Source organism: Pseudoalteromonas piscicida, from assembly GCF_002744175.1.
Taxonomy (GTDB): domain Bacteria; phylum Pseudomonadota; class Gammaproteobacteria; order Enterobacterales; family Alteromonadaceae; genus Pseudoalteromonas; species Pseudoalteromonas piscicida_B.
Window position 1 is genome coordinate 1 of the sequence record NZ_NKHF01000060.1, and the last position, 20,606, is coordinate 20,606.

The 20,606-nt window shown below is 41.8% G+C and carries 18 protein-coding genes, 4 tRNA genes and 1 pseudogene; 12 read left to right on the forward strand and 11 right to left on the reverse strand.

Annotation, left to right across the window (positions count from 1 at the left end; all coding sequences use genetic code 11):
• Nucleotides 1-29: 29 nt before the first annotated feature.
• From CEX98_RS13115 to CEX98_RS13145, 6 genes are all read right to left on the reverse strand, one after another.
• Nucleotides 30-103, reverse strand: a tRNA-Cys gene (locus tag CEX98_RS13115).
• A 7-nt stretch (nucleotides 104-110) separates the two neighbouring features.
• Nucleotides 111-186, reverse strand: a tRNA-Gly gene (locus tag CEX98_RS13120).
• 213 nt (nucleotides 187-399) lie between these two features.
• Nucleotides 400-945 carry a CDP-diacylglycerol--glycerol-3-phosphate 3-phosphatidyltransferase gene (gene pgsA, locus CEX98_RS13125; protein ID WP_099642512.1) on the reverse strand — a complete coding sequence of 182 codons (546 nt, stop codon included), beginning with the start codon at nucleotides 943-945 and terminating at the stop codon, nucleotides 400-402.
• Between the two features lie 42 nt (nucleotides 946-987).
• Nucleotides 988-2,811 carry an excinuclease ABC subunit UvrC gene (gene uvrC, locus CEX98_RS13130; protein ID WP_099642513.1) on the reverse strand — a complete coding sequence of 608 codons (1,824 nt, stop codon included), beginning with the start codon at nucleotides 2,809-2,811 and terminating at the stop codon, nucleotides 988-990.
• Nucleotides 2,812-2,823: 12 nt separating this feature from the next.
• On the reverse strand, nucleotides 2,824-3,474 hold the full coding sequence (uvrY, locus tag CEX98_RS13135) for a UvrY/SirA/GacA family response regulator transcription factor (RefSeq protein WP_099642514.1): 651 nt from the start codon (nucleotides 3,472-3,474) through the stop codon (nucleotides 2,824-2,826).
• 552 nt (nucleotides 3,475-4,026) lie between these two features.
• Nucleotides 4,027-5,172, reverse strand: coding sequence for a dicarboxylate/amino acid:cation symporter (locus tag CEX98_RS13145; RefSeq protein WP_099642516.1), 1,146 nt, complete (start codon nucleotides 5,170-5,172; stop codon nucleotides 4,027-4,029).
• Nucleotides 5,173-5,388: 216 nt separating this feature from the next.
• On the opposite strand from CEX98_RS13145, the gene CEX98_RS13150 reads away from it, so the two are divergent.
• The 3 genes from CEX98_RS13150 to CEX98_RS13160 all read left to right on the forward strand — a co-directional run bounded on the left by CEX98_RS13150 (nucleotide 5,389) and on the right by CEX98_RS13160 (nucleotide 9,808).
• The gene (locus CEX98_RS13150; protein ID WP_099642517.1) at nucleotides 5,389-7,683 is read left to right on the forward strand and encodes a carbohydrate binding family 9 domain-containing protein; all 2,295 of its coding nucleotides are present in this window, start codon (nucleotides 5,389-5,391) and stop codon (nucleotides 7,681-7,683) included.
• 128 nt (nucleotides 7,684-7,811) lie between these two features.
• Complete coding sequence (cysK, locus tag CEX98_RS13155; RefSeq protein WP_099642518.1) at nucleotides 7,812-8,780, forward strand: cysteine synthase A; 969 nt, start codon at nucleotides 7,812-7,814, stop codon at nucleotides 8,778-8,780.
• 125 nt (nucleotides 8,781-8,905) lie between these two features.
• Nucleotides 8,906-9,808, forward strand: coding sequence for a substrate-binding periplasmic protein (locus tag CEX98_RS13160; protein WP_099642519.1), 903 nt, complete (start codon nucleotides 8,906-8,908; stop codon nucleotides 9,806-9,808).
• A 78-nt stretch (nucleotides 9,809-9,886) separates the two neighbouring features.
• On the opposite strand, the gene queE is transcribed toward CEX98_RS13160, so the two are convergent.
• On the reverse strand, nucleotides 9,887-10,552 hold the full coding sequence (queE, locus tag CEX98_RS13165) for a 7-carboxy-7-deazaguanine synthase QueE (protein ID WP_099642520.1): 666 nt from the start codon (nucleotides 10,550-10,552) through the stop codon (nucleotides 9,887-9,889).
• Nucleotides 10,553-10,676: 124 nt separating this feature from the next.
• On the opposite strand from queE, the gene queC reads away from it, so the two are divergent.
• Nucleotides 10,677-11,333, forward strand: coding sequence for a 7-cyano-7-deazaguanine synthase QueC (gene queC, locus CEX98_RS13170; protein WP_099642521.1), 657 nt, complete (start codon nucleotides 10,677-10,679; stop codon nucleotides 11,331-11,333).
• Between the two features lie 253 nt (nucleotides 11,334-11,586).
• Here queC and cysB read toward each other — a convergent pair whose 3' ends face one another.
• Nucleotides 11,587-12,564, reverse strand: a complete 978-nt coding sequence (cysB, locus tag CEX98_RS13175; RefSeq protein WP_099642522.1) for an HTH-type transcriptional regulator CysB — start codon at nucleotides 12,562-12,564, stop codon at nucleotides 11,587-11,589.
• A 392-nt stretch (nucleotides 12,565-12,956) separates the two neighbouring features.
• Here cysB and CEX98_RS13180 point away from each other — a divergent pair, with 392 nt between their 5' ends.
• Nucleotides 12,957-13,718, forward strand: a complete 762-nt coding sequence (locus tag CEX98_RS13180; protein WP_099642523.1) for a hypothetical protein — start codon at nucleotides 12,957-12,959, stop codon at nucleotides 13,716-13,718.
• Between the two features lie 288 nt (nucleotides 13,719-14,006).
• On the opposite strand, the pseudogene CEX98_RS13185 reads toward CEX98_RS13180, so the two are convergent.
• Nucleotides 14,007-15,295, reverse strand: a pseudogene (locus CEX98_RS13185) (NCS2 family permease).
• Between the two features lie 121 nt (nucleotides 15,296-15,416).
• Here CEX98_RS13185 and CEX98_RS13190 point away from each other — a divergent pair.
• The 3 genes from CEX98_RS13190 (at nucleotide 15,417) to CEX98_RS13200 (ending at nucleotide 17,078) form a co-directional block, all read left to right on the forward strand.
• Nucleotides 15,417-15,866, forward strand: a complete 450-nt coding sequence (locus tag CEX98_RS13190) for a tetratricopeptide repeat protein (RefSeq protein WP_099642524.1) — start codon at nucleotides 15,417-15,419, stop codon at nucleotides 15,864-15,866.
• A gap of 302 nt (nucleotides 15,867-16,168) precedes the next feature.
• Nucleotides 16,169-16,564: a hypothetical protein gene (locus CEX98_RS13195; protein WP_099642525.1), complete on the forward strand. Its 396-nt coding sequence runs from the start codon at nucleotides 16,169-16,171 to the stop codon at nucleotides 16,562-16,564.
• On the forward strand, nucleotides 16,557-17,078 hold the full coding sequence (locus CEX98_RS13200; protein ID WP_347337906.1) for a YchJ family protein: 522 nt from the start codon (nucleotides 16,557-16,559) through the stop codon (nucleotides 17,076-17,078). Before CEX98_RS13195 ends, CEX98_RS13200 begins: the two co-directional genes overlap by 8 nt.
• Nucleotides 17,079-17,224: 146 nt before the next feature.
• On the opposite strand, the gene CEX98_RS13205 is transcribed toward CEX98_RS13200, so the two are convergent.
• Entirely contained in the window at nucleotides 17,225-17,746 is a 522-nt protein-coding gene (locus CEX98_RS13205) for a VC2046/SO_2500 family protein (protein ID WP_099642527.1), read from the reverse strand.
• 112 nt (nucleotides 17,747-17,858) lie between these two features.
• On the opposite strand from CEX98_RS13205, the gene CEX98_RS13210 reads away from it, so the two are divergent.
• From CEX98_RS13210 to CEX98_RS13220, 3 genes are all read left to right on the forward strand, one after another.
• Nucleotides 17,859-17,943 (forward strand) — tRNA-Tyr (locus CEX98_RS13210).
• Between the two features lie 27 nt (nucleotides 17,944-17,970).
• Nucleotides 17,971-18,055, forward strand: a tRNA-Tyr gene (locus CEX98_RS13215).
• A gap of 217 nt (nucleotides 18,056-18,272) precedes the next feature.
• A complete protein-coding gene (locus CEX98_RS13220; RefSeq protein ID WP_099642528.1) occupies nucleotides 18,273-18,668 on the forward strand; it encodes a helix-turn-helix domain-containing protein in 396 nt (131 codons plus the stop codon).
• Nucleotides 18,669-18,677: 9 nt separating this feature from the next.
• Here CEX98_RS13220 and CEX98_RS13225 read toward each other — a convergent pair whose 3' ends face one another.
• Nucleotides 18,678-19,334 carry a M48 family metallopeptidase gene (locus CEX98_RS13225; RefSeq protein ID WP_099642529.1) on the reverse strand — a complete coding sequence of 219 codons (657 nt, stop codon included), beginning with the start codon at nucleotides 19,332-19,334 and terminating at the stop codon, nucleotides 18,678-18,680.
• A gap of 225 nt (nucleotides 19,335-19,559) precedes the next feature.
• On the opposite strand from CEX98_RS13225, the gene CEX98_RS13230 reads away from it, so the two are divergent.
• Nucleotides 19,560-20,540, forward strand: coding sequence for an ion channel (locus tag CEX98_RS13230; protein ID WP_099642530.1), 981 nt, complete (start codon nucleotides 19,560-19,562; stop codon nucleotides 20,538-20,540).
• Nucleotides 20,541-20,606 lie beyond the last annotated feature (66 nt).

A 20,606-nucleotide genomic window follows, 5' to 3' on the forward strand; every position in this document is an offset into this window, starting at 1 on the left:
CTTGCTTTCGCATGTGGAGTGTTGAGAAATGGAGGCGGAACCCGGAGTCGAACCGAGGTAGACGGATTTGCAATCCGCTGCATGGCCACTCTGCCATTCCGCCGCAAATTTGGAGCGAGTAACGAGGTTCGAACTCGTGACCTCGACCTTGGCAAGGTCGCGCTCTACCAGCTGAGCTATACTCGCGTTCCAATGTTTAAACTCTGCTTGACTTGTCATGCAAAAGTTAAACATTTATTTGCTAGGTTAGTGCCTTCTAAATTTCATTTAGATGACATACTGCCCTCTCAACACGGACGCATTCTACAGAAGTTCTTGAACGCGTCAACATAAAAAATGAATGTTTTTAACCGTTTGCTCATTTTTTATCTAAACCGCTGAGTTTATAGACTAAACAAGTCAAGAATTAGTCAATTCTCCTTTCGCAGCATATAGATACTGGATCATAGAAACCAAAGTCAGCAAGGTTGCGATAGCAAGAAGTGCATAACTTAGTAAGGTCATCCAATCCGAAAACTGCCAAATGAGTCCTATAATAGCGAGCATCTGTGCAGCGGTTTTAAACTTGCCAAGCCAAGATACGGCAACACGGCCTCTTTTACCTTGCTCAGCCATCCATTCACGTAATGCCGAAATGACTATTTCTCTACTAATAATGACCAGTGTCGCAATCGTAATAAAGTAATCGTTATAATGTGTCGCTAGGATCACCAGCGCAACACTGACCATAACTTTATCAGCTACAGGATCTAGGAAAGCACCAAATGGTGTTGATTGTTCAAGCTTACGGGCAAGATAACCGTCTAAGATATCTGTAACAGAAGCTAGCCAAAAAATAAAAGCGGCGGCAAAGAACGCCCATGAATAAGGTAAATAAAAAACGACCGCAAACACAGGTATGAGTAGCAATCTAAATGTTGTGAGCGTATTTGGAATATTCCACATAACTACTTGGTATTGTCTTTTTTTCTATGTTCGCATGATTGCTTAAGCTTTGTCATGCAAATGATTAAATATCTTTTCAGCCATTTCAGGGCTGATCCCAGGAACTTGCTTTAATTGATGTATATTTGCAGACTTAACCCCCTGCATACCGCCTAAAAATTTAAGTAGCGCCTGACGTCGCTTTTGCCCTACCCCTTCGATTTCTTCAAGTACTGACTGCGTCCTTTGCTTTTGTCTCTTATTTCGATGACCTGCAATTGCGAATCGATGAGACTCATCTCGAATATGTTGGATCAGGTGAAGTGCAGGTGAGTCACTTTCAACGTTTACCGTTTTGCGTCCACCGTCAATCAGCAATGTCTCCAAGCCTGGTTTACGACTTGTTCCTTTTGCAACACCAATCAAAATTGGCATTTTATTCAATTGCCAGTCCGCGAAGAAAGATTCAGCCCTGCCTAGCTGACCTTTACCGCCGTCGATAAAAATAATGTCAGGCACTTTTGCTTCATCCGACATTTTTCCGTAACGCTTGTTTAAAGCAAAGTCCATCGCCGCATAATCGTCCCCAGGTGTTATCCCAGTTACATTATATCTTCGGTACTCTCGGTTATTTGGTCCTTGTCCATCAAAAACAACGCAAGAGGCAACTGTATTCTCTCCCATCGTATGGCTGATATCAAAACACTCCATTCTTTGAATATCAGATAGCCCCAGTACCGCTTTAAGCTTAGCGTATCGTTTGGTAATTGAGTCTTGTGCACTTTGTTTTACTTCAATACTGTTCTGTGCGTTTTTATTTGCCAACGCAAGGTATTGAGCACGCTCACCTCGGACATTAGATTTCAAGCTCACTTTGCGTTTGGATACTTGGCTTAGAGCTTCTTCTAATGCTTCACTCTCTTCAATCTCAAAGGGCAGAACGATTTCTTTTGCTATTCGAGAGTGATTACCAGTAGAAATATAGTATTGACCTAAAAAAGAAGTCAGCACTTCGTCCGCACAAGTATCTTTTGGCACTTTTGGAAAGTGTGTTTTTGTCCCCAATACTTTGTGCTCTCGGATCATCAATACGTGAATTGCAACCAATCCATTTCTTTGCTCATAGCCTATCACATCTAATTCCACGAAATTTCCAGCTATAGATTGCTGCTCTTGCATTTGTCTGAGTAAGGCTATCTGGTCGCGGTACTTGGCCGCCTTCTCAAAGTCGAGTAAAAGGCTAGCTTGCTCCATTTTTTCCACCAGCGTTGCAATTACCTCCTGCGAACGCCCAGCAAGAAACTGACGAACCATTGCTACTTGCTCTTGATATTCATCGTCCGCCACTTTACCAACACACGGACCAGAACATCTTTTAAGTTGATACTGTAAGCAAGGCCGGCTGCGTGCTCGGTAGTAAGCATCTTCACACTGCCTTACAGGGAAAATCTTCTGCATTAAACGGAGACTTTCTGAAACCGCGGCACTACTTGGAAACGGCCCGAAGTATTCTCCTTTTTGCTTTCGACTTCCTCGATGAAACGCCAACCTTGGATGCTGATGCGCACTCAAGAAAATATATGGATAGCTTTTATCATCCCTTAAAAGAATATTATATCTGGGCTGGTATTTTTTTATCAGATTGTTTTCTAGGAGTAGCGCTTCGGTTTCGGTGTTCGTCAAAGTCACTTCAATGTGATCTATATTACTGACTAACACTCTTGTTTTACTGTCGGTAATATTTGTTCGAAAGTAACTTGAAACGCGCTTTTTGAGATTTTTGGCTTTGCCAACATAGATAACCTGGTCATCCACATCATACATGCGGTACACACCAGGCTCTGTCGTTAACGTTTTTAGAAAAGGCTTATAATCAAATTCAGTCATTTAAAAAAGAGCTTAATGACTGCTATCAATATCGATCATTTTGTGGCGAATAGCCAAATGGGTTAGTTCTACATCGCCACTAACATTTAGCTTCTCAAACATTCGATAGCGATAGCTGTTTACGGTTTTAGAGCTCAGATTTAGTCTATCAGCGATATTTTGCGCTTTTTCACCTTTGGTGATCATTAGCATGATCTGAAGCTCTCTTTCTGATAGAGATTGGAATGGATTCTCATCATTACGGCCACTAAATTGCGCCAGGGCAATTTGCTGCGCAATTTCTGGTGCGATATAGCGCTGTCCAGAATTTACCGCTCGAATTGCATTAATCATTTCATCTGGGCCCGCCCCTTTAGTGAGGTAACCATGGGCACCAATTTGCATTACTTTGCTTGGGAATGGGTCTTCACAATGCACCGTAAGCACAATGACTTTAACATCAGGGCAGTAACGGCAAATCTTTTTAGTCGCTTCCAATCCACCAATACCAGGCATGTTCATGTCCATCAAAACAATATCAGGCTCGCTTTGACGACAAAAAGTAACCGCTTCTTCACCGGTTTTCGCTTCTCCGACGACTTTAAAGCCACGCACGTCATCCAAAATGCGTTTAATGCCAGTCCTGACAAGTTCATGATCATCAACTAAAAGCACATTAATCAATGGCACACCCTCTACATATATTTGGTAAACGGAGCAAAGCAACCAATAGCCTTACTTCCAGAGGCTTGAGATTACCACATATTCTTTAAAAGCATAACGACAGAAACAAGAGAAAAATACAATTTTGATATGAATTAACTAAATTGTTAATTTATTCTAGATATTACTGGTCATTATTTATTCAGAATACTTAAATATGGCCACGGCATCACTAAGAATACGCCGAGGCCATTTAGGTCCTGTTGCCCTTTACTGTTTGATTTTTGTTTCCCTGAGTATGCTTTGGTCGCGGCGCTCGACTTGCCGCCTAGTAATCTAAGCAAAAGTTGAGCAACAATGAACAAACCACACTCAGGTGAACCCGAAGGGCAGCGCTTGATTGGCATTTCTTCTGTGTTGCCCCACAAGGATGTGGGGTAAGGTGACTTTGCAGGAGCACAAAGTCTTTATCGCCTGACTCACATAGAATAACTATGCTACGCAGGCTCCGCCTTATATAAATACCAATCAAACTGCTACAAAAAAACTTGAAAACTCAACGGGCCCTAGTAGTTAACTTTGTTTTGAGAATTTATCAACCCAAAGCGCGATAACACCATCGCCTGTTACATTACATGCGGTACCAAAGCTATCTTGAGCCAAATATAGTGCAATCATTAACGCCACGGCTCCCTCGTTGAAACCAAGCATGCTTGTCAACAAACCAAGCGCCGACATTACCGCGCCACCCGGTGCACCTGGTGCCGCAATCATGACAATGCCCAACATAAAGATGAAAGGTAACATTTCGCCAAGTGATGGCACCACCATCTCTGGAGACAATAACATTACAGCCATTGCACAAGTTACGATAGTGATCGTAGAGCCAGAAAGGTGAATTGTGGCGCACAGTGGCACAGTAAAGTTAGCCACTTCTTCGTTTACATTGTTCGCTTTACTCGCACGCAAAGAAACAGGAATAGTTGCTGCACTAGACATCGTACCGATCGCTGTAAAATAAGCAGGTAGCATATTTTTTATTAATTCAATTGGGTTTCTACCTAGGAGTAATCCACTCACAATAAACAGAGTACTTAACCACAACCAATGCATAATCACTGCGGCCAGTAACACTACGCCAAATGTACTTAACGTATCAAACACCGTGCCTGCAACCGCCATTTCTGCAAAAACACCAGCAATATATAAAGGCAATACAGGGATGATCACCTTAGCCAATAAGGCATCGATCACATCTCTTGCTTCGTCGGTAACGCCCTTAAGTTTAGTCAAGCCACATTGACTCATACCAATACCAAATATAAATGCCGTCGCCAGTGCAGTCATTACACCCATTAATGGTGGAATTTCAATATTGATAAAACTACTCAGCTTAGACTCTTCAACCGCTTGATATGCAACACCACCGTCAAAAAACGGAATAAAGGCATTGACGAGTAGAAATGCCAAGGTTCCGGCAATAATCGTAGAACCGTAAGCAAAACCGACCGTTTTACCGAGTAAATGACCCGATCCCTTTGGTAAACCTGCTATGCCAGAAGCGATAAAAAGCAGGATTATCAGAGGAATGGTGAAGCTAATCAATTGCCCAATGATCACTTTAAAGGTATACAATAGCTCAACAAACACCGTTGGCATATAGAGCCCAGCCAACATACCGGCAACGATACCCGCCACCAGCTTCAATATAAGAGACATAACTACTTCCTAGCTGATTTTTTAAAGGCGTTGTTTTAACATGTTTTTGACCCGTTTTGCTATTAATTCGATAGAGATAAATCTATTTGTACATTTTATGTATACTTACTGGTCATCTAACGTAAATAATTGCAACCCAACGAAAACAAATTGTTTCTCGTTATTGCGTATAATCTAATAAATAGTACAAAGTCTCTGTAACCTATATTCACCTTTATGCTAAAAGCTCTAACCTGCTCTTTCACAACAATATTATTGTCAACTCAAGCACTAGCCTTAGCCCCCAATAAGATCCCCTTTATCGAACGTTCCGCAAAAATTGATGGCGTTATTGAAGCGGCGATTTGGCAACATGCCCTAGAAATTGATATTGATAATGTCACCTGGCCATATGAAAACAAGATAAGCCCTGTAAAAACCAAAGCCTACATTTATGAAAATGGACGCTCTCTATTTGTCGCCTTTGATGCAAAGGAGTCAACTCCTGAATCTATCCGCGCATTTTATCGAGACAGAGATAGAGCATGGGAAGACGATTTAGTCGGTATTAAAATTGACTCATTTAACAACGCCCAAAGCGCCTATCAATTTTTTATTAACCCTCTGGGAGTTCAGCAAGACTCGATTGAAAACGAGTTAACAAAAAGCGAAAACAGCTCATGGAATGGTATTTGGGACAGTGTGGGAAAAATAACCGATGAAGGTTACATCGTCGAGGTCGAAATCCCCCTTCGAGTGCTCAACTTTAATGACTCTAGCGATAGTAAAACCATGTCAATGGAGTTCTTACGCTTTCTTCCAAGGAACGAACGCCTGAGGATCTCTAGCATGCAATTGCAACATGCCAACACCTGTTGGATTTGTCAGATGCCAGAATACCAAGGATTCGCTAAAGCTGAGCAAGGAAGCGACCTTGCCGTTATCCCTACCTTAGTAGTCAATCGCCAAGAAACTCGAGAGATTGAAAAAGGTAAGCCGCAACCTTGGCAAAACGATAACAATATGGAACCTGGCTTAGACATCAAATGGGCCATCACACCCGATACCACACTTAACGCAACCCTAAACCCTGACTTTTCTCAAGTAGAAGCCGATACGGGTCAACTAAGTGTAAATAATAGCTTTAGTTTATTCTTCCCTGAAAAGCGCGCGTTCTTTTTGGATAACTCAGACTATTTTTCGTCACACCTAAACCTTATCCACACTCGCAATATTTCCGCACCGGATTATGGCGTAAAGTTAACAGGAAACAAAAACGGTCACACCTTTGCGGGCTTCATTACCAATGACGAAAGACTCAATGTTGTAATTCCTGGCAACTTAGGGTCGAATGTGGTGACACTTGAGCGTAAAAGTGAAAACATGGCGCTCAGATATCGCCGTGACGTGAATAAGTCTCTTTCCATTGGCGTAACGTCCACCAATAGACAAAGTGAAGACTACCAAAACCAAGTTGCCAGTATTGATGCTAAGTACAAACCGACTAAAAACGATACATTCGAATTACAAGTGGCAGGTTCCGATACTGAATATGACGAAAGGTTTGCAGAGTCTTTGTGTGATAGCACGTTGTCAGAGTGCGATTTAACAGAAAGTGTTCTACGCGTTATTGGCGAAGATAAACGGGGCGTTGGTTATTATCTAAATTACGAACATAACCGCAAACACTGGAAGGCATTTACGAGTTACCAAGCCCGCGATGCGGCATTAAGAACCGACATGGGATTCATGACTCAGGTTGATTTTAATAAGTTCCTATTCGGCGGAGAATACCGTTGGTATGGTGATGCGGATACCTGGTGGAACCGTGCTCGTTGGTATGCTGATTGGGATATTTCACATAATGAAAACGGCGAGTTACTAGAAAAAGAAGTGCAAACTAACTTTTCGCTTGATGGGCCGCTGCAAAGCTTTATTGATTTTGGTGTTGAACACAGAAAACGCACTGGGTTGCGACACAACGAAGCAAATCTAGCTATTGACGGTAACACTAACCTATTCACAGAAAACTCGCAGTGGACCTATATGGAGTTTAAGCCGCTTTCAGGGGTGTTCGCTGGCCTAAATTTAAGCAAAAGTAACCGAGTTGACTTGGCAAATAACCGACTTGGCGATCTCTACTTTGCCCGTCCTGTGATTAATGTCAATTTAGGCAAACACTTTGAGGTCAGATTTAGACACACTTATGAAAAAATGAAAGCTCAAGGGGCTGATGTATACACGGCGAACTTAACCGACATCAGGTTCACTTATCAGTTTAATATAAATAGTTACTTACGATTGGCTATCATCAATACAGACATCTCAAGAAACCAGAGCAATTATCTCGATGAAGTTGACAGTACCTACAGGAGTATCAGCACACAGTTGCTATACTCATATAAACTCAATCCTCAAACCGTATTTTTTGCAGGTTACTCGGACCACGGTTATCAAGATGATGATTTATCGAAGGTTACTAAAGATGATAAAACCGTTTTTATGAAGTTTAGTTATGCCTGGTTGATTTAAATTAGATAGTTTAAATAACCATTAGCTATAAGCAAATTTGATATATCTTATAGCCAATCTTTCCTTTCGTTTTGCGAAATGCGCAGTAAAGTGATGGAATAAAAGTAAACCTAGATTAGGGAACACAAATGACTAAAGTATATGCAGACAACAGCCTTACTATTGGTAATACACCTCTGGTGAAAATCAATCGCGTTTCTGGCGGTAACGTTTACGCAAAAGTTGAAGCGCGTAATCCAAGCTTCAGCGTCAAATGCCGTATTGGTGCGTCTATGATCTGGGAAGCCGAAAAGGCTGGCTTGTTAACCGAAGGTAAGGAGCTAATTGAGCCGACTTCTGGCAATACAGGTATTGCACTTGCTTTTGTTGCAGCTTCACGCGGCTACAAACTAACACTGACCATGCCAAATACGATGAGTTTAGAGCGTCGTAAATTGCTTAAAGCACTGGGCGCAAATTTAGTCCTTACTGAAGGTGCTAAAGGCATGAAAGGTGCAATTGAAAAAGCAAACGAGATTCAAGCAAGCAACCCAGATAAATATATTCTACTTCAACAGTTTGAAAACCCTGCAAACCCTAAGATCCACTTCGAAACAACAGGTCCAGAGATCTTTGATGCACTAGAAGGTAAAGTAGACTACTTTGTTGCAGGTGTGGGTACCGGCGGTACAATTACAGGGGTTTCTCGCTATTTGAAAAATGAAAAAGGCGTTGACGTTAAGTCAATAGCTGTCGAGCCTGTCGACTCTCCCGTTATCACACAAACATTAGCCGGAGATGAAGTGAAGCCAGGTCCACATAAAATCCAAGGTATTGGTGCAGGCTTCATTCCTGGTAACTTAGACTTAGATCTTATCGATGGCGTTGAGCTAGTGTCTAATGATGATGCAATTGCAATGGCACACCAGTTGATGAAAGACGAAGGTATTCTCGTTGGTATTTCTTCAGGTGCAGCTTTAGTTGCAGCAAAACGTATTGCTGAAAAACCTGAGAATGCCGATAAAAATATCGTTGTGATCCTGCCAAGTGCAGCTGAGCGTTATTTAACTAGTCCACTTTTCGCAGAGACCTTTTCTGAGCAAGAATTAGTTCAGTAAATACTCTGTCATACAAGCATAATTAACAAAGGAGCGATAATGCTCCTTTGTTTTTTTCAATTATTCCTTTTAATTTCATCTCCCTTCACTACACTTTAATTTATTCGCCACATACTCTGAACCTTATGATCTTTAAAGCCCTATTAGTAGCGCTAGTCATCATACTCAGCGGTAAAGCCTACGCAGAGAACTTAAATGTTGCCTATTTTAAGGGGGGCGAGTTTCATCTTGTGGCTGGCGAAAAGTACCAAGGTGGTTACCTCTACAACAAGAAAGGCAACAAGCAACTAATTCATATTGCCACTTTAGATTGGCCCCCTTATATTGGCGCTAATCTCTGTAATAAGGGCTGGGCTTTCCAGTTCGCCGTGGCTTTGTTAACCGATCTAGATTATCAAGTCTATGTTGAATTCTTACCTTGGGCACGTGCTGTAAGAGCGGTAGAGACCGGTAAAGCTGATATCCTATTTCCCGAATATTACATTGAAGATTCAGCCCCATCAGACAACCATAAAAACAAAACTCGCAGAGAACTACTTGCCCTTTCAAACGCCTTTCCGGGTGGAGAAATTGGCTTTTTAAAACGTCGAGGTGAAGAAGACCGCTTTGACGGGAATTTGAACTCAGTAAAGAACGAAGTTATTGGCGTGGTAAGAGGTTATCAAAATACTCCAGAGTTTGATGCGATGATGGATAATGGAGAGTTTGTAACTGTAGAAGCCGTCGATGACTTGCAACTCGTTAAGTTGCTTGTGGGTAAACGAGTCAACCTGGTCATTGGTGACCCCAAAGTGCTTCGGTTTACCGTTAATTACTCTAACTTACCCAGATCTGAAAAAATAGAATTACTGAGGGGCATTGAAAATGTCTCTCCCCCCATTAAATACAACCATCTTTATTTTGCATTAAGTAAGCAGAAACCCTACTGGCGTGATTTACTGCAAGACATCAACCGTAATTTGTACCAGTTTGAAAATAGTGGCGAAACAAAGAGAATGATAGAGATGGTAAGTAACGAATGTTACTAAGCACGGATATTCAGCAGCTAGACATGCTTTGCAATAGCCTTATTCCGGTTGAGAGCGCCTGCTCTCAACGTTTTGAATTTAGTTTATCCCAAGATATTTGTGTACTTGCACCGATAAACGCCAATTTTTAGCCTTGCAATTATCGATCGCCAATTTAGTTGCTTTGGCCTTTTGGCTAATTGGCTGAAGGTATACAAGTTTAGGCTGAACACCCGTTTCTGCAAATAGCGCTTCTAACTCTTCAATATGTTTTTGCATTGCCACCGGATGCTTTATTTCATCGGCTCGTGCCATCGCAGACGGCAATACCTTGTAGCCACCACGCATATTAATTTTTGGCGATACGGTCACCCAAGTTTCTTTAGGTGCCAGAATTTCGAACGTGCCACTGGTCTCGATTTGTGTGCTAAACCCTTTTGCGTGTAACAGATTACACAGTGGCACCAAATCAAACATACAAGGTTCGCCTCCTGTAATAACCACATGTTTCGCTTGGTAGCCACGTGCCTCAAAAATCGCCAGAATTTCTTCTGCACTAGCATTAGCCCACCATTCTGAATCAGCTTTTTTTTCAACAGTGTTATCTAATGAAACAATAAAAGTGTCTTTCGTTTCCCACGTTTGTTTTGTGTCACACCAAGCGCAACCTACTGGACAACCTTGCAAACGTAAAAAGATCGATGGTGTCCCCGTGAAGCTAGCCTCACCCTGAATTGTTTCAAATATTTCGTTAACCTTGTACAAAATGGCCCCGTGTTTTTAGATAAAGTTGTCGAAAAATACCGCGAGAAAATTGTCATTTATCCTGCGGCCGTGTAGTATATCGCGCCCTGAAGTAAACCTCTATCAAAATCGAGGCAAAACACCTATGAGCGAAAAAGTTGTCGTCATCTATTCCGGCGGAATGGATTCTTACACCGTATTAAACAAGGCCATTAACGAAGGACATGAAGTTTATGCGTTATCTTTCAACTATGGTCAACGGCATGTAAAAGAGTTACAGGTCGCAGCAAATGTATGCGAAAAACTCGGTGTCGCTCATAAGGTTGTCGATATTTCCGCAATTAATCAGTTATTGGCAGGGTCGAGCTTAACCGACGACATTGATGTACCGGAAGGCCATTACGAAGAAGAAAGCATGAAAAGCACCATTGTGCCAAATCGAAATATGATCTTACTTTCTCTGGCCGTTGGTTATGCTGTATCACTCAAAGCAAACAAGGTATTTTATGGTGCCCACTCTGGCGATCATGCAATCTACCCAGACTGTCGACCTGAGTTCGTGAGAAAAATGGACGATGTGTGCAGGATCGCCAATTATGATGCTGTTGAAATCGTAAGCCCTTACCTTAACAACTCCAAGATTGATATTCTTACCGATGGTTTAAGGATGGGATTAGATTATTCAGACACTTGGACATGTTACAATGGCCGTGAAAAGGCTTGTGGTAAGTGCGGCGCTTGTCAAGAACGCTTAGAGGCGTTTGAGCTGAATAACGCGACAGACCCATTACCTTACGAATAATACACGCAATAAAAAAGGCCGGCATCGGCCTTTTTTATTGTGCTTATACCAAGTTACTTAACTAAGTGGTCTATTTGAGGCAAGGAAATTTTGTCGGTAACACCGCTACCGCCCCTTGCTATCGCCAAGATACCTACATCCAGGTAGGCACAGCAAAAATTTTGCGATTTAGTTGTTCTAAAAAATAAATTTTTAACGTCGTTAGCACCAAGTGTACTCCCTTAAATTGAGCAGGCCTTAATGCGGATTGGTATTATTTTACCGGGAGCGTAACCCCTTCAAATAGCTTATCAATATCGTCTTGATTACGCAGTAAACTCGCTCGTTCAACAACGTCTTTCGTCAAATGTGGCGCAAACCTCTCGATAAAATCATACATGTAACCTCTCAGGAAGCTGCCTTTTCTAAAACCAATTTTTGTAGTACTCGCTTCAAATAGGTGACTTGCATCGATACACACCAGATCGCTGTCTGTTTTTTCGTCCAAGGCCATCGACGCCAATACGCCAACACCTAACCCTAAACGAACGTAGGTTTTTATGACGTCAGCATCCGTGGCGGTAAATACAATATGCGGCTCTAGTCCGTGAGCATTAAATGCCTTGTCTAATTCCGAGCGGCCCGTAAAGCCAAAAACGTAGGTGATTAATGGGTATTTAGCAACATCTTGTACCGTCAATGCGCTACCCTTTTGTGCCAACGGGTGATCTTTGGCTACAACAATACTACGATTCCAGTGGTAACAAGGCAGCATCACTAAATCGCTATACAAATGAAGTGCTTCCGTCGCAATAGCAAAATCTGCATCACCGCGCGCTGCGGCGTCTGAAATCTGTTGTGGAGTGCCTTGATGCATGTGTAAAGAAACCGCAGGGTATTTTTTCATAAACCCTTGGATAACTGGCGGCAAAGCATAGCGAGCTTGGGTATGTGTAGTTGCAATATTGAGCTTGCCTTGGTCTGGCAAAGTATGCTCATTTGCTACCGCTTTAATCCCTTCGACTTTACTCAGTATTTCACGTGCAATATTAATAATCTCATTGCCCGCGCCGGTAACGTGCGTTAAGTGCTTACCGCTACGACCAAAAATTTGCACCCCTAACTCGTCTTCAAGCATACGAACCTGTTTCGAAATACCAGGTTGCGAGGTATATAAGTTTTCCGCCGTCGCTGACACATTCAGGTTGTGATTCAACACTTCGACGATATATCTCAATTGTTGTAATTTCATATTGCTTTTATTCTTATGATCTCTTGATATTGAGCATCAGCTCATAGCGAAGCCGCCTATATTAGCGAGTTTAGCGCAAAGCGGTTAATACTGCCCGACACGACACATCTTGTAGGCTAGCACATTTGGCAAAAATGAGGTAGCTGCTAGGTACTAATACCACGCCATTTTTGCTCACCCGCTAACTTTATCTGGACAACACCTGTGCCACCAAGCACCTTAAAGGGATTATGTCTGATTAAAACTAACCGCTCATTCTGTCATCAGCTATACTAAAAAATAATGAATTATCTATCTTTTTTACAGGTTATTGTCGTAAACCTGTTCAGAATAGCGTGAATTCATGTAAGATAAAAACATTACACAGGTGGTTACATGAAAGAGATTTCAGTATGTTTGTTTCTATTATAATAATGTTGATTGTTGCACTTATCGTTATTGCTGTATGGGTGAGCGCGATCCAACAACATAAAGAGAAACAAGAAGCAGAAAGACGTAAAGAACTTACGAAACAAAAGCGAGTTATCGAAGAAGCTGAAGACGTCATTATGAATAGCAGTAATATTCCGATGTCTGAGGCCATGATTAGAATCATTCAACGCCGAGTGCATGATGCTTTGGCGATCATGGTTGAGCTATCACCTACATCTCGTGAGCTTAAGAGCCGCTTGAATGAGTCTCAAGAGCGATTAAATACGGCACCAGAGAAAACCGCAGATACCGACTCTATTGCATTACCAGACAATGACAAACAACTGATTTCTTTGGTGCAAGGCATTAAGAAACTTCGTCAGCTACTGCGTTCAGAGCACAGTAAAGGCAAAGTTGACACACAATTATTCGTTAACGAAGACCGTAGGTTAGAGCACTTTCAACTAAGAATAAATGTTGAAAGCCAGATAAAGCGAGGCCTCTCAGCACGGACTGCCAACATGGTAGGTTCCGCACGTCAGTACTTTGAAAAAGCTTATGCAACCATTTGCGCGGTGTCTTATACGGATGAATACGTTAAAGAAAAGAAGGCACAACTTGAAGTCTACCTAGAAGAAATTAGTAGCGAGCTGCGCGCCTCAAATGCTTCTGCGGTGAAGAAAAAAGCAGAGCAAGAGAAAGACGACTTGGACGTACTATTCGCCCCCAAAAAGAAGTGGTAACGCTACAAGGTTTTTCACTAAATCAATCATTTTAAAGGCTGAGAGTTCAGCCTTTTTTATCCTATTTGTGCCCATCAATACGACCTTCGTTCAAATACTCCCTTCCCCTACGCTAGTCCAGATAGTATTTCATCTTTCAAATTGATTGGAAGATTAATGCAATTGATATAACACCGAAAGGAATAACAGGCGCTAAGAAGCGAGTTGCTATTCCTAATTCATAAGCCTTAATGCGTTTTGTAGCATTCACCGTCTAGCAAGAAAACGCTACAGCTGAACGTACTCACGTTATCCAAAAGCAAACTTTACAATAAAGAGCAAGGTTAACACCCAAACGCTGATGCTTATCTCATTCGCCTTGTTACACATTAATTTCACCGCTGTATAAGAGATAAATCCGAGTGCAATACCATGAGCAATGGAAAAAGTGAGCGGAGTCATTAGCAACACAACACTGACGGGGATCGCATCACTCATTTCATCCCAATTGATAAGTTTTAAATTCTGTAGCATTAACACAGAAACATATAAGATTGCACCAGCGGTCGCATACGCTGGAACCATCTGTGCTAAAGGCGCAAAAAACATCATCAACAAGAAACAAATACCCACAACCACTGCGGTCAAGCCTGTGCGTCCTCCAACAGACACACCTGACACAGACTCAATATAAGAGGTCGTTGTCGAAGTACCAAGCACCGAGCCTGCTATGGTTGCCGTACTATCAGCCGACAGCGCTCTCCCAAGCCGAGGCATACGGCCATGGTCATCAGATAACCCTGCTTTTTGAGTTACAGCCACTAGCGTGCCACTGGTATCGAATAGATCAACAAAAAGAAAAGCGAACACAACACTCAGCATCGAAAGTTCAAAAATACCGCTCAAGTCTAATTGCATATAGGTAGGTGCAATACTGGGTGGCATATCCACTACCCCATGGTAATCGACGAGCCCTAGACCCCAAGCAATACCTGTGACCATCAAAATACTGATCAACACACCACTTTTAACCTCTCTATACATCAAAGCGGCAATAACAAAGAAGCTGGCTATTGCCAATAGTGGCCCTGGAGATGTGATATCACCAAGTTGAACTAAGGTTGCTTTACTAGCTACTACAATTTTGCATTTTTCAACGCGATTAACGCTAAAAATGCACCTATACCTGCAGCAATTGCGCGTTTTAATACTAAAGGAATCGCCTGGATCACCCACTCTCGTATTTTGAACACACTGAGAATTAAAAACAGGCAGCCAGACATAAACACAGCTCCCAGCGCACTTTGCCAAGAATATCCCATTCCGAGTACAACACCATATGTAAAAAAGGCATTTAGACCCATGCCAGGCGCGAGCGCGAGTGGATAATTAGCCCACAATCCCATAATAAAGCAACCAATAGCGGCCGCTATACAAGTTGCAACAAATGCTGCCCCATGATCCATGCCAGCTTCAGCTAGCATTGCAGGGTTTACAAAAACAATGTAAACCATAGTAACAAATGTCGTTAAGCCAGCAATCACCTCAGTTTTTACGTTAGTGTGCATAGCTTGCAGTGAAAATAAGCGCTCGAGCATAGTAAAAATTACAAATTTAAGGAACAAGTAGTTGGATTTTAACACGAATCACTTTAAAACTCGGACAAATTAGTTAAAATTCAGCTACACTCTGCTTATCAACATTATTGCGAATAAAGATATGGATCAAAATAGCACTGACAACTCAGCAAATCATGATTTAGAACAGCAACTGCTGAATGTGCTTGAATTTGTTACATCACCATTAAAAGCAGACGCAAAGTTCCCAGATTTAAACGACAACACGCAAGCACTCAAAAAAGGCCTCTACTACCTAAAAGAGAAGTCATTTCCACTTGCGGCAAAATGGTTGAGGTTGGCCGCAATGTCTGGAGATCTTAAAGCACAGTTCTTTTTGGGCCTGTTATTTATGAAAGGACAAGGCGTGCCTCCAAGCCCTTTTCATGCTGCCGCTTGGTTAAGTTTAGCCAGTAGTCAAGGTCACAAAGGCGCAGAGCAAGTACTCCTAGATGTCAGACGCTTTTTAACCACAAAACGCTTTCGCGACGCCCAGTGCTATGCTGCAACCTTATACGAGCAAATTCACCAGCTTCAGCATATTAGTCAATAAAGCCCCGTTCATTTCAAGTCTACTAAGCGCTGCCTATATCATACTCACTGATATACGTTACTTCGCTCAAACCAAAGCACTGTACAAATAAACAGTGTCATTTAGCTTATGCCTTTGCTAAGCAAAGCGTAATCAACCTAGTGCTTTACCAAAAAAATACAAAACACTGTTTTTACTATGTTTTTATATAAGATCAAATTCTAAAAGCTAAATTTGTTCAAAAAGTTATCAATTTTTCTTGCATTAAAACACTGTATAAACTACTGTATACGTGTACTGTATAGATAACCAGTGAGATGACTATGTTACATAACAATGCACTTTTAACCACCAAAAGCCCAACCTACTGCACATTAAACAAGATTAACGCTGTGCATGTTGAAGACGAAATTGTCGCAAGCTTGGAGTTACTGAAAGTTTTACATAAATGTCAACATAAGCATGGTTGGACGTTGCTTATAGCCCCAGATAACGTACCAAACAAATCTCTACTGGAAAGCAATTCAGTTGATGCAAGCAAACTACTGGTGATCAGACAAAAACATATTTATGACTTAGAGTACGTATTAAAGAGCGCAATTATTAACGGCAACTTTGCCGCTGTCGTGCTTTGGACAGATATCGCAAATGTAGAAGGGATCAACAAAATGGAATTGCCAGTCTCTGATGTTGCGATCCACTGTTTTCAGCGTGCTTAAAAAGTTACAATGGCATGATATAAATTTAAATTCAGAAGATACGCCTGTTATGTCTTGTTATTGCAACTCCTCTCTTCCTTATTCACAGTGTTGTGAGCCTTATGTAAAAGGCACTAAAACTGCTGAGAGTCCGCAAAAATTAATGCGCTCTCGCTACAGTGCTTATTGCAGGAGTGAAGCTGAATACATTTTTAAAACCTATGCTAAGGCTAAACAAGCGGAGAATAGCATTGAGGATATAGCTGCGTTTGCTGCTTATGCTCGATTTATAAAACTTGAAGTGATCGATGAAGTAATAGAAGCAACATCAGGGATCGTGGAGTTTAAGGCCCATTACATCGCAGACAACTGTCATTATGTTTTACATGAAAGATCTAACTTCATTACCGAAGAAAGTCTGTGGCGCTACCTCGATGGCGAGTTATATGACACACCTATTGTGAAACTAGGCCGGAATGACTTATGCCCCTGCAACAGCAATAAAAAATATAAGAAATGTCATGGTGCATCCTAAGCACCTCAACTAGAGCAGTTAAATAGCAGAATTTTTGCCTAGCTATTTCTGCGCTTCAAATAGCGCATTTACTTAATACATTTAGTATTATTGATGCTACGAATGCGCAGCTTAAGTCAAAAAGTTTTGATGAAGATTAATAAAAGCTAGGCGCTTACTCGTAACATGCTTTGCATGTCTCCTGCTGCAATTTGGTCATAAAAACCCGCCGCATCCATTTGCTTGTCGGCAACAAGCTCTAACTTCCCCTGAGTCTTGGCGAGACGCTTTTTAGCCGCGGGTTCTAGATTCTCAACAACTTCCAGTGGAATATGTTTTTTATCGTTACGTGGAGCAAAAGGCTCAGGGTTGAGACTTTCTTTTAGTTTTAAGGTGGTCATCGCCCCCATTGCAACCAGTTGTGCATTATGCTGTCCGATCAGCATATTGTATTCTTCAGGAGCGAGGGGTTTTTGTGGACCAACCTCAAACTGCTTTTTTAAAGCCGCTTCGGAGTTATCTTTTGCTATTTGTTCAGATTTCGGCAGATGGAATTGGCTAAAATCTAATGCATCTGTAGACAGCATAGATAGCAGCATTGCAAAGTCAGCAGATCGAGTCTCATGAACGCTAATATTTAACGCAGACCCTAATTGCGACTCACTGATTAAAACGCCATCAATTTGCATGTATTCCAACCGATTATTCTACTGTTTCAGAATTTATCGACATTTTTCGGAAAAACTTTAGTAGTTTTCTTTACTTCGGAAAAAACTTTGTTATTATCAGCGCCGTTGTTTTGGAGGGGTTCCCGAGCGGCCAAAGGGATCAGACTGTAAATCTGACGGCTCTGCCTTCGCTGGTTCGAATCCAGCTCCCTCCACCATCTTTAAAGCACAACTTTCCAAAATATGGAGGGGTTCCCGAGCGGCCAAAGGGATCAGACTGTAAATCTGACGGCTCAGCCTTCGCTGGTTCGAATCCAGCTCCCTCCACCATTTTGCACCATCTCACTATTTTGCATAAGCGGTTAGAGCTTGCTGTAAAAACGATGCCGTAAACCTGTTGTTGAAATCATAGCCATTCTATAGCTACAAACCCGATAAACCGTGTAAAGTACGTTCGTCTCACTAAAAATTTTTACCATGATAACTCCTCATCTTTGCCAATTAAGGTTATCCTGACAGTTAACTTTACGTAATAGGTAACTATGCTATGGATATCAGTACTGTTGCTAAAAAATCAGGGCTACCAGCTTCTACACTCAGGTATTATGAAGAAAAGGGGTTGATCCGCTCGATTGGACGACAAGGCCTTAAGCGAGTTTTTCCGCCTTCAATTTTAGAAAGACTCGCGTTAATTTCATTAGGAAGAAATGCGGGGTTCTCGTTAGATGAAATCGCGACCATGTTCACATCAAATAGCTCGGCCGAGATTGATCGAAATAAGCTACAATCCAAAGCGGATGAATTAAACGATACCATAAGGCATTTAACCGCGATGCGAGACGGTCTATACCATGCTGCAAAATGCCCAGCGCCTAGCCACTTTGAGTGCCCTACTTTTCAAAAGCTATTAAAGCGTGCAAGTAAAGTGAGGCCGAACAAGTAGTTGCTTGTATTATTTTTCTATCATTAAGCGACGGCCATGCTCTCGCAGATAACTGCGCGCCCTTTGGTGCCCTGCTCCATAGTGTTTAGTTACCAAGTTCCAAAAAGCATGGTTGTGGGCCATAACGTGGTAATGACAAAGTTCGTGTACTACCACATAATCTATTACCCATTTAGGTGCGCCCACCAACAATGTGTTAAATGCCAATACCCCTTTTGATGAAAAACTTCCCCAACGGCTTTTGTAAATCCTCACTTTGAGAGTGTCGAATCGCGCCTGAATAGCTGGCTGGTATTTTGCGATGACTACCTCTAGATAGTTAATCAGAATTCTCTTTAATATGTTGATAAGCTCTTCCCACTCGTTTGAGGATTGGCGCAACGTTACGTATTTATTGAGAAAATCAATGGATGAAACACCTGAGTCCGTCCGTTGGATAACAAAGGTTTCTCCAAAAATCTGAACTGTACCTGTGTCTAATGGACGCTGAGCAACCTCAACCACCTTCAGTTCGAGCTTAGATCTGATCCAATCAGATTTACTTTCAACCCAACTGTGGAGCCAGCGCTCACAGATTTGCTCTGGCGCGTACACAAATACTTGTCCAGACTTTATTTTTATCGCAACGCTTTTACGTTTTTGGCTCTTCTTTAATTGATATTGCAAAGTAAAAAATTCTTGATGCTAAAGCTGCCATTATGTACGAGGTAAATTCTCGAGTCACTCCCCAACACAAACATAGACGTGGGGCTTTACGCCTAGTCACATAGTATATACTTAGGCTTTGCTTTCTAACACTTTCTAATTTAGAAAGTTTTTTTAGTTAAATCACCGTATTTATTTTTTTTGCTGCTACGCTTAGTAAAAAAGGCATTTTGAATTAGGCAACTCATGGCGGATAAACCAACTTGCCAATACGTGTCACCTGAGGGAAAAAAATGCAGTGAAATTGATATGGGCTCAGGTTACTGCTTTTGGCATGACAATAAATTTGATAAAGGCGGCTTAGAGCTCAGCCAAAAGCTTGAACGCTATGCCAAGCGTGGCGGGCTGCTGCAAGGCTTAGAGTTAAAGCGTGCCAACCTTGAAGGGCTCAACCTAGTTAATTATGAAAACCATCATGGCTATGATTTGTCCTATAGCAACTTTTATCGCGCAAATTTAAAAGGTGCACACCTCTTTAATAACACCATTAAAAATGCTTCGTTAATGAAAGCTGATTTAAGAGAAGCCAGCCTCCACTGTTGCGACCTTGAGAATACCAATTTACTCGGTATCAAGCTTGAAAACACTCGCATTGATAACATGGAGCTCGGTGAGCAACTGTTACAAGAGCAGCAAGCCGTTGAAGCCCGCAAAAATAAAGCGCAGGAAGAAGCCGAAGATCTATTCCTTCAATCTGAAGAAATATACCGCTTATTAAGAAAAGGTGCCGAAAATCAAGGCTTATTTGAAATGGTGGGCCGCTTTACGTACAAAGAGCTGCGAATGCGCCATGCTCAGTACCCTCGTTTCTCAAAGCGTCACCTTATTTCAAGTTTTGTCGATTTGCTCTGTGGATATGGTGAGAAACCTGAAAATGTCATTCGCTTTAGCCTAGGTATGATCATTACCTGTGCGTTTTGTTATTTTTTATTTGGCGTCTCTTTCCAAGACCAGATTATGCAGTTGGACTTTAGCAATAGCCTGTCTGAAAACGTGATGGCATTGCTCAATAGCTTCTATTTTAGTGTGGTTACTTTTACCACGTTAGGATACGGAGACATAACCCCAGTGGGGATCTCTAGGCTGATAGCCGCCATAGAAGCATTTACAGGAAGCTTTTCTCTTGCGTTATTTGTCGTAGTTTTTGTAAAGCAAATGACTCGATAACAAGGCCCTGTGTTGTCCACACTCAAAGTCAGCAAAATAGATCAACTTCCAATAGCTGGGCTACAA

Bases quoted from the DNA above. Each gene is read 5' to 3' on its own strand.
- pgsA (WP_099642512.1), bottom strand. From the start codon at position 945: ATGTGGAATATTCCAAATACGCTCACAACATTTAGATTGCTACTCATA.
- uvrC (WP_099642513.1), bottom strand. From the start codon at position 2,811: ATGACTGAATTTGATTATAAGCCTTTTCTAAAAACGTTAACGACAGAG.
- CEX98_RS13145 (WP_099642516.1), bottom strand. From the start codon at position 5,172: ATGTCTCTTATATTGAAGCTGGTGGCGGGTATCGTTGCCGGTATGTTG.
- CEX98_RS13150 (WP_099642517.1), top strand. From the start codon at position 5,389: ATGCTAAAAGCTCTAACCTGCTCTTTCACAACAATATTATTGTCAACT.
- cysK (WP_099642518.1), top strand. From the start codon at position 7,812: ATGACTAAAGTATATGCAGACAACAGCCTTACTATTGGTAATACACCT.
- CEX98_RS13160 (WP_099642519.1), top strand. From the start codon at position 8,906: ATGATCTTTAAAGCCCTATTAGTAGCGCTAGTCATCATACTCAGCGGT.
- queC (WP_099642521.1), top strand. From the start codon at position 10,677: ATGAGCGAAAAAGTTGTCGTCATCTATTCCGGCGGAATGGATTCTTAC.
- cysB (WP_099642522.1), bottom strand. From the start codon at position 12,564: ATGAAATTACAACAATTGAGATATATCGTCGAAGTGTTGAATCACAAC.
- CEX98_RS13180 (WP_099642523.1), top strand. From the start codon at position 12,957: ATGTTTGTTTCTATTATAATAATGTTGATTGTTGCACTTATCGTTATT.
- CEX98_RS13190 (WP_099642524.1), top strand. From the start codon at position 15,417: ATGGATCAAAATAGCACTGACAACTCAGCAAATCATGATTTAGAACAG.
- CEX98_RS13195 (WP_099642525.1), top strand. From the start codon at position 16,169: ATGTTACATAACAATGCACTTTTAACCACCAAAAGCCCAACCTACTGC.
- CEX98_RS13205 (WP_099642527.1), bottom strand. From the start codon at position 17,746: ATGCAAATTGATGGCGTTTTAATCAGTGAGTCGCAATTAGGGTCTGCG.
- CEX98_RS13220 (WP_099642528.1), top strand. From the start codon at position 18,273: ATGGATATCAGTACTGTTGCTAAAAAATCAGGGCTACCAGCTTCTACA.
- CEX98_RS13230 (WP_099642530.1), top strand. From the start codon at position 19,560: ATGGCGGATAAACCAACTTGCCAATACGTGTCACCTGAGGGAAAAAAA.